This window comes from Pseudomonas sp. FEMGT703P (assembly GCF_002786345.1).
Taxonomy (GTDB): domain Bacteria; phylum Pseudomonadota; class Gammaproteobacteria; order Pseudomonadales; family Pseudomonadaceae; genus Aquipseudomonas; species Aquipseudomonas peli.
Map to the genome: position 1 here is coordinate 280,474 of NZ_PGCM01000010.1, position 14,782 is coordinate 295,255.

General features: G+C 58.7%; 12 protein-coding genes. 11 read left to right on the forward strand and 1 reads right to left on the reverse strand.

The features are described 5' to 3' along the window. Positions 1-78: 78 nt before the first annotated feature. The 5 genes from sucC (at position 79) to CUR33_RS14930 (ending at position 4,953) form a co-directional block, all read left to right on the forward strand. Complete coding sequence (gene sucC, locus CUR33_RS14910; protein WP_289240152.1) at positions 79-1,245, forward strand: ADP-forming succinate--CoA ligase subunit beta; 1,167 nt, start codon at positions 79-81, stop codon at positions 1,243-1,245. Further along, positions 1,245-2,132 carry a succinate--CoA ligase subunit alpha gene (gene sucD, locus CUR33_RS14915; protein ID WP_090242057.1) on the forward strand — a complete coding sequence of 296 codons (888 nt, stop codon included), beginning with the start codon at positions 1,245-1,247 and terminating at the stop codon, positions 2,130-2,132. The genes sucC and sucD overlap by 1 nt, the downstream gene beginning before the upstream one ends. A gap of 283 nt (positions 2,133-2,415) precedes the next feature. Beyond that, positions 2,416-3,729, forward strand: coding sequence for a branched-chain amino acid transport system II carrier protein (brnQ, locus tag CUR33_RS14920; protein ID WP_289240153.1), 1,314 nt, complete (start codon positions 2,416-2,418; stop codon positions 3,727-3,729). A 100-nt stretch (positions 3,730-3,829) separates the two neighbouring features. After that, positions 3,830-4,564, forward strand: coding sequence for a DUF599 domain-containing protein (locus CUR33_RS14925; protein WP_289240154.1), 735 nt, complete (start codon positions 3,830-3,832; stop codon positions 4,562-4,564). Beyond that, positions 4,561-4,953 (forward strand): MAPEG family protein, encoded by a 393-nt coding sequence (locus CUR33_RS14930; protein WP_160087238.1) that lies wholly within the window; start codon positions 4,561-4,563, stop codon positions 4,951-4,953. Before CUR33_RS14925 ends, CUR33_RS14930 begins: the two co-directional genes overlap by 4 nt. A gap of 58 nt (positions 4,954-5,011) precedes the next feature. Here the strand turns inward: CUR33_RS14930 and CUR33_RS14935 are convergent, their stop codons facing one another. Beyond that, positions 5,012-5,302, reverse strand: a complete 291-nt coding sequence (locus tag CUR33_RS14935) for a hypothetical protein (protein ID WP_090253300.1) — start codon at positions 5,300-5,302, stop codon at positions 5,012-5,014. Between the two features lie 190 nt (positions 5,303-5,492). On the opposite strand from CUR33_RS14935, the gene CUR33_RS14940 reads away from it, so the two are divergent. From CUR33_RS14940 to CUR33_RS14965, 6 genes are all read left to right on the forward strand, one after another. Further along, positions 5,493-5,957, forward strand: a complete 465-nt coding sequence (locus CUR33_RS14940; RefSeq protein ID WP_090253302.1) for a PaaI family thioesterase — start codon at positions 5,493-5,495, stop codon at positions 5,955-5,957. Then, on the forward strand, positions 5,954-6,400 hold the full coding sequence (locus CUR33_RS14945; protein ID WP_090253305.1) for a PaaI family thioesterase: 447 nt from the start codon (positions 5,954-5,956) through the stop codon (positions 6,398-6,400). The genes CUR33_RS14940 and CUR33_RS14945 overlap by 4 nt, the downstream gene beginning before the upstream one ends. Positions 6,401-6,454: 54 nt before the next feature. Further along, positions 6,455-7,708 carry an MFS transporter gene (locus CUR33_RS14950; protein WP_289240155.1) on the forward strand — a complete coding sequence of 418 codons (1,254 nt, stop codon included), beginning with the start codon at positions 6,455-6,457 and terminating at the stop codon, positions 7,706-7,708. Positions 7,709-8,035: 327 nt separating this feature from the next. Continuing rightward, positions 8,036-9,940 carry a molecular chaperone HtpG gene (htpG, locus tag CUR33_RS14955; RefSeq protein ID WP_289240156.1) on the forward strand — a complete coding sequence of 635 codons (1,905 nt, stop codon included), beginning with the start codon at positions 8,036-8,038 and terminating at the stop codon, positions 9,938-9,940. Between the two features lie 133 nt (positions 9,941-10,073). Beyond that, positions 10,074-13,757 carry a PAS domain S-box protein gene (locus tag CUR33_RS14960; RefSeq protein WP_289240157.1) on the forward strand — a complete coding sequence of 1,228 codons (3,684 nt, stop codon included), beginning with the start codon at positions 10,074-10,076 and terminating at the stop codon, positions 13,755-13,757. Then, the gene (locus CUR33_RS14965) at positions 13,754-14,752 is read left to right on the forward strand and encodes a response regulator (protein WP_289240158.1); all 999 of its coding nucleotides are present in this window, start codon (positions 13,754-13,756) and stop codon (positions 14,750-14,752) included. The genes CUR33_RS14960 and CUR33_RS14965 overlap by 4 nt, the downstream gene beginning before the upstream one ends. Positions 14,753-14,782 lie beyond the last annotated feature (30 nt).

Sequence of the window (14,782 nt, forward strand, 5' to 3'; positions counted from 1 at the left end):
CAGAAGCAGTCACAGGTGGTGCGGCATCACAAGTGCAGCACCGTATGCGCAATACCTAAACGAAGACGGTAGACAAGCATGAATCTCCACGAGTATCAGGGTAAGCAGCTGTTCGCTGAATACGGCCTGCCCGTATCCAAGGGCTTCGCGGTAGACACCCCGGAAGAAGCCGCAGCAGCTTGCGAAAAAATCGGTGGCACCGAGTGGGTCGTCAAGGCTCAAGTCCACGCTGGTGGCCGCGGTAAAGCGGGCGGCGTGAAGCTGGTTAAGAACAAAGAAGACGCCAAAGCCTTCGCCGCCAACTGGCTGGGCAAGCGTCTGGTGACTTACCAGACAGATGCCAACGGTCAGCCAGTGGCCAAGATCCTGGTCGAGTCCTGCACCGACATCGCCAAGGAACTCTACCTGGGCGCGGTCGTTGACCGTTCCAGCCGTCGCATCGTGTTCATGGCTTCCACCGAAGGTGGCGTGGACATCGAGAAAGTAGCCCACGATACCCCTGAGAAGATCCTCAAGGCGACCATCGACCCGCTGGTAGGCGCTCAGCCGTTCCAGGGCCGCGAGCTGGCATTCCAGCTGGGCCTGGAAGGTGATCAGATCAAGCAGTTCACTCAGATCTTCGTTGGCCTGGCCAAGCTGTTCCAGGACTATGACCTGGCTCTGCTGGAAGTGAACCCGCTGGTAATCAAGGCTGACGGCAATCTGCATTGCCTCGACGCCAAGATCAACATCGACAGCAACGCCATGTACCGTCAGCCGAAGCTGCGCGCCATGCACGATCCGTCCCAGGACGATCCGCGTGAAGCCCACGCTGCCAAGTTCGAACTGAACTATGTAGCGCTGGAAGGCAACATCGGTTGCATGGTCAACGGTGCTGGCCTGGCCATGGGTACCATGGACATCGTCAACCTGCACGGCGGCAAGCCAGCCAACTTCCTCGACGTAGGTGGCGGCGCAACCAAAGAGCGCGTGACCGAAGCCTTCAAGATCATCCTGTCCGACAGCAACGTTGCTGCCGTACTGGTAAACATCTTCGGCGGTATCGTTCGTTGCGACATGATTGCCGAAGGCATCATCGGCGCAGTGAAAGAAGTCGGCGTGAAAATCCCGGTTGTCGTTCGTCTGGAAGGCAACAACGCTGAGCTGGGCGCTAAAGTCCTGGCAGAAAGCGGCCTGAACATCATCGCGGCAACCAGCCTGACCGACGCTGCTCAGCAAGTCGTCAAAGCTGCGGAGGGCAAGTAATGAGCGTCCTGATTAATAAAGACACCAAAGTTATCTGCCAGGGCTTCACCGGCTCGCAGGGCACTTTCCACTCCGAACAAGCCATCGCCTACGGCACCAAGATGGTTGGCGGCGTGACTCCGGGTAAAGGCGGCACCACTCACCTGAATCTGCCGGTGTTCAACACCGTGCGTGAAGCAGTTGAGCAGACTGGCGCCACCGCCAGCGTGATCTACGTTCCGGCTCCGTTCTGCAAGGACTCGATCCTTGAAGCGGCCATGGGCGGCATCAAGCTGATCGTCTGCATCACCGAAGGCATCGCGACCATCGACATGCTCGAAGCCAAGGTCAAGTGCGACGAGCTGGGCGTGGTCCTGATCGGCCCGAACTGCCCAGGCGTGATCACTCCGGGCGAGTGCAAAATCGGCATCATGCCGGGCCACATCCACTTGCCAGGCAAAGTAGGCATCGTGTCGCGTTCCGGCACCCTGACTTACGAAGCTGTTAAGCAGACCACTGACGCCGGTTTCGGTCAGTCCACCTGCGTCGGCATCGGTGGTGACCCGATCCCAGGCTCCAACTTCATCGACATCCTGAAGCTGTTCCAGGAAGACCCGAAGACCGAAGCGATCGTGATGATCGGTGAGATCGGCGGTTCGGCTGAAGAAGAAGCTGCTGCTTACATCAAGGCCAACGTGACCAAGCCAGTAGTGTCCTACATCGCTGGTGTAACCGCTCCGGCGGGCAAGCGTATGGGCCACGCCGGCGCAATCATCTCCGGCGGCAAGGGTACTGCAGACGAGAAGTTCGCAGCCCTGCAAGACGCTGGTGTGAAAACCGTGCGTTCCCTGGCTGACATCGGCAAGGCCCTGGCCGAGCTGACCGGTTGGGAAGTGAAAAAAGCCTAAGGCTTTTTGATCTGAGAAAAGGCCACCTTTGGGTGGCCTTTTTTATTGCAGCCAGGGATGAACTGTTGTCGATGCGACAGCTTTTTTCACCAGTCCGACAGCCTGACCTGTGCCAGTGCCGCTGGCGTGCCAATTTCGTTAGGCTTGCAACGATTAGCGCCTGCTCCGCCACAAGCGGCTCAGGGTGCTGCAGTGGCCCCGCTTAACCGGCTGGGTGACGTTTCCCCCGATCCATCGGGAAACCCTCGGAACTTTTAACCTTCTGCCTGTGGTATTCCCTTCTATGACTCGTTTGAAAGGCTCGGATCTCCTGGCCCTTGGCTTTATGACGTTTGCGCTGTTCCTGGGCGCCGGCAACATTATCTTTCCGCCCAGCGCCGGTATGGCGGCGGGCGAGAACATCGGCCTGGCAGCGCTGGGCTTTCTACTCACTGGTGTCGGCTTGCCGCTGCTGACCATCGTTGCCTTGGCGCGCGTCGGTGGTGGTATGGCGCTGCTCACCGCGCCGCTAGGCAAGCGTGCAGGCGTAATGTTTGCGGTCGCGGTGTATCTGGCCATTGGCCCGTTATTCGCTACGCCGCGCACTGCGGTGGTGTCGTTCGAGATGGGCGTCGCGCCGTTCAGCGGCAATAGTAGTTCTGCGCTATTGCTCTATACCTTGGCCTACTTTACTGCGGTGCTGTTCCTGTCCCTCAATCCTGGGCAGCTGGTGGATCGCATCGGCAAGTACATCACCCCGGTGCTGCTGGCAGCATTGCTGGTGTTGGGCGGTGCTGCGCTGCTGATCCCGGCGGGGGAGATCGGCCAGGTATCGGCGGATTACCAGAGTGCGCCCTTTGTGCAGGGTTTTCTGCAGGGCTACCTGACCATGGATACCCTCGGCGCACTGGTATTCGGCATCGTGATTGCCACCGCGATTCGCGACCATGGCGTGACCGACGGCCAGCTGATTACCCGCTACTCGGTGATTGCCGGCCTGATCGCTGCAGTCGGCCTCTCGCTGGTATATCTGGCGCTGTTCTACCTCGGTGCGACTAGCCAGGGCATTGCCGGTGAAGCGCAGAATGGCGTGCAGATTCTTACCGCCTATGTGCAGCACACCTTCGGTACTGCAGGCAGCTTGCTGCTGGCCGTAGTGATTACCCTGGCCTGCCTGACCACAGCTGTGGGTTTATTGACGGCGTGTGGCGAGTTCTTCAGCGGCCTGTTGCCGGTTTCCTATCGCACGGTGGTGATCGCGTTTGGCGTGTTCAGCCTGCTGGTGGCTAATCAGGGCTTGACCCAGCTGATCAGCTTCTCGATTCCGGTATTGGTCGGCTTGTATCCACTGGCCATCGTGTTGGTGGCGCTGAGCCTGCTGGATGACCTGTGGTGTTCACCGGCGCGTGTGTTCCGTCCGGTGATGGCGGTCACCTTGGTGTTTGGCCTGGTTGACGGGATTGCCGCAGCCGGCGGCAAGGCGCTGATCCCGAACTTCTTCAGCCAACTGCCTTTGGCGGACCAGAGCCTCGGCTGGCTGTTGCCGGTGCTGCTGACCCTGGTCCTGGCTGTTGTGGTGGATCGCGCGCTAGGTGCGCCGAAGACCGCTGTAGCCTAAGTTCTGTTGGTTACAAAAGGCCGCTCACTGAGCGGCCTTTTTGTTGGCCAGCTGAAAGCTAGGCCTGTCTATAATCGGCGCAGGTTAACAAGGAGTTTGCATGCCAATCAGTGACTACTACCTACCGCACCTGCTTGCCGCTCTTTGGTTCGTCGTCTGCTGGGCCGGTTATACCCGCTATGCCCAGGCCAAGGGCCGCACCACGCCATGCCTGGCCAGCGTGCTGCACCTGTACCGCGAAGACTGGATGCGCCGCATGCTGCTACGCGACAACCGCATCGCCGATGCCAACGTGATCGGCAACCTGGAGCGTAACGCTTCGTTCTTTGCTTCCAGTACGTTGATCATTCTCGCCGGTATTCTGACCGTGCTCGGCGCCTCTGATCGCGCAGTATCGCTGCTGGCCGATCTGCCGTTTGTCCAGGCCGCTAGCCGCGAGCTGTCCGAAGTCAAACTGCTGTGTCTGGGAGTGGTGTTCGTCTACGCCTTCTTTACCTTCAGCTGGTGCATGCGCCAGTACAACTTCGCCGCCGTACTGGTGGGTTCTGCGCCGATGGTGGGGGAGCGACATGTCACTGAGCAGGAGCGCAAAGCCTTCGCCGAACGCACCGCGCGGGTGATCTCGATGGCCGCCAACCAGTTCAACCAGGGGTTGCGTGCCTATTACTTCGGTATGGCAACCCTGGCCTGGTTTATCAACCCATGGTTTTTCATGCTGGTCAGCGCAGGTGTGGTATTGGTGTTGTACCGCCGCGAGTTTCACTCCGATGTGCTGGAAGTGATGGTCTACACCCAGACCCCGGCATTCGAATCGCCCAAGGAGAAAAGCGAATGAGCATTCCATTCTGGTGCATTTTTATCAGCGCATTACTGATCTTTATTGCCAAGGCCCCGGTGGCCAAGGCCATGGCGAAGGAGGGTGACGGTCATTACGACAACCACCATCCGCGCGCCCAGCAAGCGCGTCTGACCGGTTTTGGCGCGCGTGCTTTGGCGGCGCACTTGAATAGCTTCGAAGCGTTTCCGCTGTTTGCCGTCGGCGTGCTGATGGCCCATGTGACCAATAACCACGGCGTTCTGGTGGATGTCTTGGCCGTGACCTTCGTTGTAGCGCGGGTGCTTTATCTGCTTTTCTACTGGGCCGACCTGCACTGGCAGCGCAGTCTGGTCTGGGTGGTTGGGCTGCTGTGCAGCCTGCTGCTCATGCTTACCCCGGCGCTTTGATTGCGCCATAAACAAACAGGCCCGCATTAAGCGGGCCTGTTTGTTTCAGCTGGAAGGCTTATTGGCCGTCAACAGTATCTTTGACTTCATCGCCAGCATCTTCGATAGCGTCAGCTGCATCATTGGCAGCGTCTTCGATTTTCTCGCCAGTGGTTGGCTCGGTGCCCATCACTTCATCAGCTTTCTGCTCGATGGCTTCGCCGGTTTCTTCAACGGCATCACCCATGGATTCGATGGCTTCAGCAGCGGACTCCTTGGCTGACTCTACTTTGTCTTCCGGGGTTTTCTCGCAAGCTGCCAGGCCGAGCATGGCGGCGAGAAGCAGGGCATAGGTGAATGGCTTTTGCACGGTTAGTACTCCTTGTAGTGTAGAAATCAATGCCGGGTCACCCGGGCATAGCCATTAAACAACGCCGTTTCGCCGAAGTTCCCTATTAATTTACTGGCAGTTCTCGTCAGCAGGTCGGCTCCGTGGTGCCGGGCCTGGTGTCTGCGAGTATTATGCTCACCCTTTGTACGGTTGTCCTGAGTCTGAAGTCATGAGCGATTCTCCTATTGTTGCGCGGGCGCAGCGTTTTCTGTCGGTCCTGCGTCATTGCCAAGTGCTCGGAATCAGTGTGCACAGCGCTGATGCGCAGGGACTGATCCTGCGCTTGCCCTACAGCCCACAGATCGTTGGTAACCCAGAAACCGGCGTGATCCACGGTGGTGCGATCACCACGCTGATGGACACCACCTGCGGTATTTCCACTGTGTGTGTGCTGCCAGAGTTCGAAATCTGCCCAACCCTCGACCTGCGCATTGATTACATGCGCCCGGCTGAGCCGAACAAGGATGTATTTGGTTTCGCTGAATGCTACCGAGTAACCGAGAACATCATCTTCACCCGCGGCTATGCCTATCAGGACAATCCCGATGAGCCGATTGCCCATGTGGTCGGCGCCTTCATGCGCATGGGTAAACCTGCTGATCTGCAACGCACTGCCAAGGGAGCTGGCCAATGAGCACGCTAAACCTCAACCAGCTGGTGCGCGAAGCCCACGAGCAGAATAACTATGACTCGTTGATCAGCCTGATTCCCTACGCCAAATTGCTTGGCATCGAGTGTCTGCGCCTGGGGGATGACATGGTGTTTCGCTTGCCGGCCAACCAGGACAATATCGGTAATCCGACCTTGCCCGCATTGCATGGCGGGGTGATCGCCGGTTTTATGGAGCATTCGGCAATGCTTCATCTGCTGATGTTTATGGGTATTCCACATTTGCCGAAAATCATCGACTTCTCGATAGATTACCTTCGTGCCGGCCATTATCGTGACACCTTCGTGCAATGCCAGGTTTGGCGTCAAGGTCGCCGGGTCGCCAACGTGGCCATCACCGCCTGGCAAACCAACCAGACCGAGCCGATTGCTACGGCGCGGGCGCACTTTAAGGTCGATGAACCTTGAGGGATGCCGGCCAGGCGGATAACCCCTCGTTTAACCATCGCTAAGGATTACTGAATGGATGCGCTGCTGATTCTGGGTGGCTTGCTGCTGATACTCGCCGGGTTGGTCTGGCTGGTGATGCGCGCCTTTGCTACCGGCCTGCTGTGGGGCTGGGCCAGTTTCCTGCCGCCATTCACCTTGCTGTATGTGTTACGCCATTGGCGTTCGGCGCGGCCAGCGCTGGCCTTGGCCAGTTTGGGGATTATTCCGCTGGTGGTCGGCCTGACCTTGCTGGCCAGCCATGATGCGCAACGTCTGGAAGCCATCTTCAGCCTCAAGTGGCTTCAGCCTGAAGTGCAAGCACCCGCCGAATTAGCGATTGTGCTGAGTGGCCAGTTGAATGGCCGCCCCTTTTCGCCGCAACAGGCTGAGCTGATTGATGGCGTGTTGAGTTTGCGTGAGGGGCAGGATTTCTTTGCCCAAAGCGAACTGGTAATTCGTCTACCCAGCGTCGCTTCGGGCCCGGTGCGGTTCGATGTGTTGCCGGCCGATGAAGGCATACTGCCGGAAGTGGAAATCAGCTGGTTATTGCCTGAGCAGGAGTTGCCTGAAGCGCGGCGTTTGAGCCGAGGCTACACCTTGCATCTGGACTTGCAGCCGGTGCCGCCGAACAAGCTGGCCGGTGATTTCCATCTGGTACTACCGCCGCAGTTCAAAACCACCCTGAGCGGCAAGCTTGAGCTGTTCCGCAATGGCCTGCGTTATCAGGGCGACAAAGTCGATCGCCAGTTCGACTCGGTGGATACCGTCAGCCATGTGATTCAGGACTACTTGGAGCGCCGCTTTGCCACTCGCCGGGTGGAATTGCTGCCAATCGGTAACCTGAACTTTCCACTGCAGAGGGTTGATCTGAACGTCCAGGCGCGGATCAACGGTGAGCTGCAGCAGTTGCCGATCCTGCTGCAGAAGCAGGACAAGCGCGGCTGGCAGGTTGCAGCCGATAGTTTTCCGCCGTTACCTAGCGCCGTTGCACCGCCGGTTGTCGAGGCCAAACCGGTTGCAGTGGTCGCAGTCGTTCCGGAGCGCGTCAGTCGGCCTCTGGATCGGCGTGTACGTTTCAGCCTTGATGGCTTGCTGCGCAACCCCAATCGCTATGAAAACCTCAGCATGCGAGCCACCACTGAGCGCGGTAACAGTGCCGAGGGTCGCTTTCAGGGTATCGATCAGGACGGTCGGATCACTTTGCGCCAGCGCATGAGCGGGCAGGGTGAAGTCAGTTTCAGCCTGCAGCCGGAAGAGATTACCCGTATCGAGTTGCTTGAGCCCTGAGAACCTATTTACGCTCTGCTGCGCGTCGGCCCTGCGGCGTTAAAAACAGCCTCAGAAGCCGCTTGCGGCTAACGCGCTTTAGCGCGACCCGAAGGGCGAGTGAAGCGAGTAATGCTCATGTACAACAGTACACTCGTGTGCGAGCCCAGTCCGCTTCTTTGCCGCTTTGACCAGCCGGAGGCTGTTACTAGCGTAGCGCCTTGCAGGTCTCTAGCTCGCTAGATCCTAAACAGGTTCTGCAGCAAGCACTTGAAATCCCACAACATGCCCCCACCTGTATGACATCCGCCGCACTGCGGCTTCGTCAACAACGTGGAGTAAGAGAGCATGAGTGTGGAAACTCAAAAAGAAACCCTGGGCTTCCAGACCGAGGTGAAGCAACTGCTTCACCTGATGATCCATTCGCTGTATTCGAACAAGGAAATCTTCCTTCGTGAGCTGATTTCCAACGCATCGGATGCCACCGACAAGCTGCGTTTCGAAGCGCTGGCCAAGCCTGAGCTGCTCGAAGGCGGCGCTGAGCTGAAAATTCGCGTCAGCTTCGACAAAGACGCCAAGACCGTCACCCTCGAAGACAACGGCATCGGCATGAGCCGTGAAGACGCGATCACCCACTTGGGCACCATCGCCAAGTCGGGCACCGCCGACTTTATGAAGAACCTCTCCGGCGACCAAAAGAAGGACTCGCACCTGATCGGTCAGTTCGGTGTGGGCTTCTACTCGGCCTTTATCGTTGCCGACAAGGTTGAAGTGTTCAGCCGTCGCGCCGGCAGCCCGGCCAGCGAAGGTGTGCATTGGTCGAGCAAGGGCGAGGGCGAGTTCGAAGTTGCCACCGTTGAAAAAGCCGTGCGCGGTACCCGTATCGTGTTGCACCTGAAAGCGGCTGAAGACGAGTTCGCCGATGGCTGGCGTCTGCGCAATATCATCAAGAAGTACTCCGACCATATCGCCTTGCCGATCGAGCTGCCGAAGGAGTTCCACGGGGAAGAGAAGGACAAGCCTGCCGAAGTTGAGTGGGAAACCGTCAACCGCGCCAGTGCCCTGTGGACCCGTCCACGTACCGAGATCAAGGACGAGGAATACCAGGAGTTCTACAAGCACATCGGCCACGATTTCGAGAACCCGCTGAGCTGGAGCCACAACAAGGTCGAAGGCAAGCTGGAATACACCTCGCTGCTGTATACCCCGGCGCGTGCGCCGTTCGATCTGTATCAGCGTGAAGCACCGCGTGGTCTGAAACTCTACGTGCAGCGCGTATTCGTTATGGACCAGGCTGAGTCCTTCTTGCCGCTGTACCTGCGCTTTATCAAGGGTGTGGTCGACTCCAACGATCTCTCGCTAAACGTCTCCCGCGAGATCCTGCAGAAAGACCCGATCATCGACTCGATGAAATCGGCGCTGACCAAGCGCGTGCTGGACATGCTGGAAAAACTGGCGAAGAACGAGCCTGAGCACTACAAGAGCTTCTGGAAGAACTTCGGCCAGGTGCTCAAGGAAGGCCCGGCGGAAGACTTCGCTAACAAGGAGAAGATCGCCGGTCTGCTGCGTTTTGCCTCCACCCGCACCGAAGATGGCGAGCAGAGCGTTGGCCTGGGCGAGTACATCGCGCGCATGGCCGAAGGTCAGGACAAGGTCTACTACCTGACTGGCGAATCCTACGCTCAGGTGAAGAACAGCCCGCACCTGGAAGTGTTCCGCAAGAAAGGCATCGAAGTGCTGCTACTCACCGACCGTATCGACGAGTGGCTGATGAGCTACCTGACCGAGTTCGACGGCAAGCAGTTCGTCGACGTGGCGCGTGGTGATCTGGACCTCGGCAAGCTGGATTCGGAAGAAGACAAGAAGGCCCAGGAAGAAGTCGCCAAGGCCAAAGAAGGCCTGGTCGAGCGTCTGAAAACTGCGCTGGGTGAGCAGGTTGCCGAGGTGCGCGTATCGCATCGCCTGACCGACTCGCCAGCGATCTTGGCTATTGGCGAGCAGGACCTGGGCTTGCAGATGCGCCAGATCCTTGAAGCCAGCGGGCAGAAGGTGCCGGACTCCAAGCCGATCTTCGAATTCAACCCAAGCCACCCGCTGATCGAGAAGCTCGATGGTGAGGCCGATGAAGATCGCTTTGCCGACCTTAGCCACATCCTCTTCGACCAAGCGGCATTGGCAGCAGGCGACAACCTGAAAGATCCAGCCGCTTATGTGCAGCGGTTGAACAAGCTACTGGTTGAACTCTCCGCCTAATCCAAGCGGATATAAAAAAGCCCGCCATTGGCGGGCTTTTTTGTCGGTGCTTGATTGACAGGCCGGGCAGGCTCGTTTGTGATGCTGTCATTGCGCCAGTGGTGTGTGCGCATCCAATGCAGTCTGGGGTGATATGTCGTTTTTTGATCAGTTGTTTATCGTCAACGCCGACCCCAGTGTCCTGGTCCTCAGCAATCATGATCCGCTCTTAGTACTCATGTCGTTGTGCATTGCTGTGTTCACGTCGGGCATGGCTCTGCAACTGGCCGGCGTAGCCCGTGACAGTGATTCAGCCTGGTGGCGACAGGTCACGATCGCCACCGGTTCGCTGGCATTGGGAGCCGGTATTTGGGCAATGCATTTTATTGGCATGCTGGCATTCCAGCTGTGTGCCGAAGTACGTTTTGACCTGGGCGTAACCCTGTTGTCGATGCTGCCAAGCCTGGGCGCATCCTGGGTTGCGCTGACCGTTCTGGCGCGGCGAAATCTGAGCGTGTTGCAGCTCTGCGTGGGTGGGTTATTAGTAGGGGCGGGCATCGGTGCGATGCATTACAGCGGCATGGCCGCGATGCAGATGGCGCCATTGCTGCGTTATGACCCCTGGATGTTTGCCCTGTCGATTCTGGTGGCGGTTGCCCTGGCGATTCTTGCCTTGTGGGTGCGTTTTGGTTTGGAGAATCGTCTGCCATCGCTCATGGCGCTGTTGTTGAGTGCCGTGGTCATGGGGCTGGCCATCAGCGGCATGCATTACACCGGTATGGCGGCTGCCCGCTTTGTTGGAGTGGCAGAGTCGGCGCAGCCGTTTGCCATGGTCGATAGCCTGTACCTGGGCAGTGCGATTTCACTGATCACGGTCGCCCTGACCGTGTTCGTGGTAGCTGCCAATGCACTGCTGCGCTATCGCTACCTGAGCCAGCAACTGCGTGCCAACGAGCATCACCTGCGGTCGATCTTCGATACCGCGCTGGACTCCATTCTGACCATTGACCACACCGGCACGATCCGTTCGGTCAACCGCGCCGCCGCGCGCCTGTTTGGCTGGTCAGTGGATGAGCTGGTCGGCATGCCGATGGCCAGACTGCTTAACCCTGCCGAGGCCCGCATTTTTGAGCAGCACATACACACGTATGTGAAAACCGGTCAGGTCAGCCTTCCGAAAGCTGAGCAGCAGTTGCTGTGCGTTATTCGAAGCGGCCAGGAAAAACCGGTACGCATCAGTATCGGGGTGACCCGTTCCGGCCTGCATCCCTTGTTCGTGGTGTTCGTCACGGACATCAGTGAGCGGATTGAAATGGAGCAGGCGTTGCGTGAGCGCGAGCAGCAGTATCGCTCGTTGATCAGCAACATCCCGGGTGTGTCATTTCGTTGCCTGCTCGATGCCGACTGGACCATGATTTTCATCAGCGATGCAGTGCAAGCTCTTACGGGCTGGAGCGCAGATGACTTCATCAGCAAGCGCAAGACCATCGCTAGCCTGTACCACCCGGATGACCTGCAGCCGGTGGCCGATGAGGTCATGACCGCAATCGAGGGGCGGCGTAACTACACCGTTGAGTACCGTCTGTTTGATCGCAATGGTGAAGAGCACTGGATCTGGGAGAGTGGCAGCGCCGTGTTCGACGAACAGGGTATCCCGCGTTGGATTGACGGCGTACTGCTTGATCAAACTGAGACCAAGTTGCGTAACGCCGAGTACGAAGGCAAGGTCAACGCCATCAGCAAAGCCATGGCGCTGATTGAGTTTGATCTGCAAGGCCATGTGCTGGCGATCAATGACAACGCCCTGGACCTGTTTGGCTACCAGCGTGAAGACGTGCTGGGCCAGCACCACAGCCTGTTCTGTGACCCTTTGTATGTCGACAGCGAGGATTACCGGCAATTCTGGGTCGACCTGGCCAAAGGTCTGTTCTCTGCCGGGGAGTACCGGCGCATTGGTAACGGCGGCCGTGAAGTCTGGATTCAGGCCACGTACAACCCCATTTTCAACACGGATGGCAAACCCTTCAAAGTGGTGAAACTGGCCACCGATTTGACGCCGCGCCGGCTCATGGAGCAGGAAACCCGCGCCGCTCGCGACCGTGCTGAAGCCGCTGCCGCTGCGCGCAGTAGCTTCCTGGCGAATATGAGCCATGAAATCCGCACACCGATGAATGCCATTATTGGCTTCACTGAGCTGCTGATTGGCACGCCATTGGCCGACGATCAACGCCGTCATCTACAGACTGTGCAGCAGGCTTCGCGCTCGTTACTCAGCTTGCTCAATGACATCCTTGATACCGCTAAGTTGGACCGGGGCGCGATTGAACTGGAAGACCTGGATTTTTCCTTGCGCGAACTGTGCGAACAGGTGTGCGCCACGCAACGTCTGAGCGCAGAGAACAAAGGTCTTACCTTGCAGCTCGATTACCCGGCGCAGTTACTGGAGTTCTACCGGGGCGATGCTTTACGCCTGCAGCAGGTGCTGACCAACCTGCTGGGCAATGCGGTGAAGTTCACCAGTGAAGGCCGAGTGTGCCTGCATGTGCAGGGTGAACCCGGCGCGATCCGCTTGATCGTCGAAGACAGCGGCATCGGCATTGCGGCTGACCGTCTTGAGAAGATTTTCGAGCCGTTTGCCCAAGCCGATGCGTCGATGAGTCGGCGGTTCGGCGGTACAGGCTTGGGCACCACCATCTCGCGCCAGCTGGTCGAGCTGATGGGCGGCCGTTTGCGGGTGGAAAGCACACTGGGTGAGGGCAGTCGTTTTATTGTCGAGTTGCCCCTGCGTGCGGGGCAACGGCTGGCGCCGCAGGTGCGTCAGTCGCTGCCACAACTTGCAGCATTGCACATTCTCGCCGCTGACGATGTGCCGCAAAACCTGGAATTGCTGCAGCTCAACTTGCAGCGGCTAGGGCATCAGGTGACCTGTGTGGCGGATGGCCAGGCCGCTGTTGAAGCGTTTACCCACGGCACCTTTGACCTGATTCTGATGGATGTGCAAATGCCGCTGGTCGATGGCCTGGAAGCATCCCGCCGTATTCGCGCGCTGGAAGCAGCCGGGCAGCGCGTGCCCCTGCCGATCATTGCCTTGACCGCCAGCGTGCTGGATCAGGATCGTCAGGCGGCTCTGGATGCCGGGATGAATGGTTTCGCCTCCAAACCACTCGACCTGCCCGGCCTGTTGGCCGAAATGGCCAGGCTGCTGGGCACTGCTCAGCAGGGCGGCGAACCACAACAGCCTGTTACGGCAAGTGGCGGCATGTTCGACTGGCAGCGCGGCGCCAGCCTGTGGGGCGGGCCGGTGCAAATGAGCCAGGCGATTCAGCGTTTCCTCAGTGAGCAGGATGCACTGGTTGAACACCTCACCTGCATGCTGGAAAAGAATGACTGGGATACGGGGCGCAGCCTGGCGCATCGTTTCCGAGGGGCAGCCGGCAATCTGGCGCTGACCCACCTGGCGGGGCTTGGCCAAGCGATTGAGCAGGCGTTCAATCAGCGTGAAGGCCTGCATCTGCGCAGCTTGCTGCAGGAGCTATCCCGTGCCTTAGCGGCGGTTGCTGAGGCGCTGCCACAGGTGCCGAAGCCGCTTGAAAAGACCCAGACGGTTGGTCGTGAGCAATTGCGTGATGCACTGCTGCGTTTGCAGCAGGCGATCAGTCGTGGCGGCCTGGATGATCAGGCGCTGAGCTGCCTAAATGAAGGGCTGCAAGGCGCGCAGCAGAAAAAGGCCCTGGACCATATCCGCCAGGCGCTGGATGATTTTGACTTTGAGCTGGCGCAGCAATCGCTGAACGAACTGCTGCATCAGCTGCACGATGAGGACAGCCAGACACCATGATCACGCCAGCCGATGCTCGTCCGCTGCTCCTGTTGGTCGACGATGAAGCCACGAACCTACAAGTGCTGCGGCACATCCTGCAGGACGATTACCGCCTGCTGTTTGCCAAAGATGGTGCCAAGGCCCTGGAAATGGCTGAGCGTGAGCGGCCGAATCTGATCCTGTTGGATGTGATGATGCCGGGCATGACGGGCTATGAGGTGTGCCAGGCACTCAAAGCACAACCTGAGCTGGAGGCCATTCCGGTGATATTTGTCACCGCGCTGGCTGATGTTGAGGATGAAGCCCGTGGTTTTGCTGTAGGTGCCGTCGACTACATCACCAAGCCCGTCAGTCCGCCGATCGTGCGCGCACGCGTGCGCACGCATTTGTCGCTGGTGCGTATGGATGAGCTGCGCCAGACCCGCTTGCAGGTTGTTCAGCGCCTCGGCATGGCCGCGGAGTACAAAGATAATGAGACCGGCTTGCATGTCATCCGCATGAGCCATTTCTCCAAGGTCCTCGCCTTGGCAGCGGGCTTTAGCGAGGCGGCTGCCGAGGAGCTCCTCAATGCTGCGCCCATGCACGATATCGGCAAAATCGGCATTCCTGATGCGGTGCTGCGCAAACCCGGTAAGCTCGATGAGCAGGAGTGGGCGGTGATGCGCCAGCATGTCGAAATTGGCGCGCGGATTATTGGTGAGCATGCCTCGGGCCTGCTGCGCACCGCACAGCGCATTGCCCTGACCCACCACGAAAAATGGGACGGCAGCGGTTACCCCAATGGCCTCAGCGGCGAGGAGATTCCGCTGGAAGGACGCATCGTGGCGATTGCCGATGTGTTCGACGCCTTGACCAGCGTGCGGCCCTACAAGGCGGCCTGGACGGTTGAGGCCGCGGTCGGTTTGCTGCGTGAAGAGAGTGGCCGGCATTTTGACCCGCAACTGGTCGAGCTTTTTATCCAGCAGCTGCCGGCGATTCTGGAAATCAAGGAACGCTGGGCAGAGCAGGGCTGAGGCGGAAACAGACTGAAACCTTTGGGCATG

Excerpts from the sequence above, each read along its gene's own strand:
- htpG (WP_289240156.1), top strand. The coding sequence starts at position 8,036 with ATGAGTGTGGAAACTCAAAAAGAAACCCTGGGCTTCCAGACCGAGGTG.
- CUR33_RS14940 (WP_090253302.1), top strand. The coding sequence starts at position 5,493 with ATGAGCGATTCTCCTATTGTTGCGCGGGCGCAGCGTTTTCTGTCGGTC.
- CUR33_RS14965 (WP_289240158.1), top strand. The coding sequence starts at position 13,754 with ATGATCACGCCAGCCGATGCTCGTCCGCTGCTCCTGTTGGTCGACGAT.
- CUR33_RS14930 (WP_160087238.1), top strand. The coding sequence starts at position 4,561 with ATGAGCATTCCATTCTGGTGCATTTTTATCAGCGCATTACTGATCTTT.
- CUR33_RS14960 (WP_289240157.1), top strand. The coding sequence starts at position 10,074 with ATGTCGTTTTTTGATCAGTTGTTTATCGTCAACGCCGACCCCAGTGTC.
- brnQ (WP_289240153.1), top strand. The coding sequence starts at position 2,416 with ATGACTCGTTTGAAAGGCTCGGATCTCCTGGCCCTTGGCTTTATGACG.
- CUR33_RS14925 (WP_289240154.1), top strand. The coding sequence starts at position 3,830 with ATGCCAATCAGTGACTACTACCTACCGCACCTGCTTGCCGCTCTTTGG.
- sucC (WP_289240152.1), top strand. The coding sequence starts at position 79 with ATGAATCTCCACGAGTATCAGGGTAAGCAGCTGTTCGCTGAATACGGC.
- sucD (WP_090242057.1), top strand. The coding sequence starts at position 1,245 with ATGAGCGTCCTGATTAATAAAGACACCAAAGTTATCTGCCAGGGCTTC.
- CUR33_RS14945 (WP_090253305.1), top strand. The coding sequence starts at position 5,954 with ATGAGCACGCTAAACCTCAACCAGCTGGTGCGCGAAGCCCACGAGCAG.
- CUR33_RS14950 (WP_289240155.1), top strand. The coding sequence starts at position 6,455 with ATGGATGCGCTGCTGATTCTGGGTGGCTTGCTGCTGATACTCGCCGGG.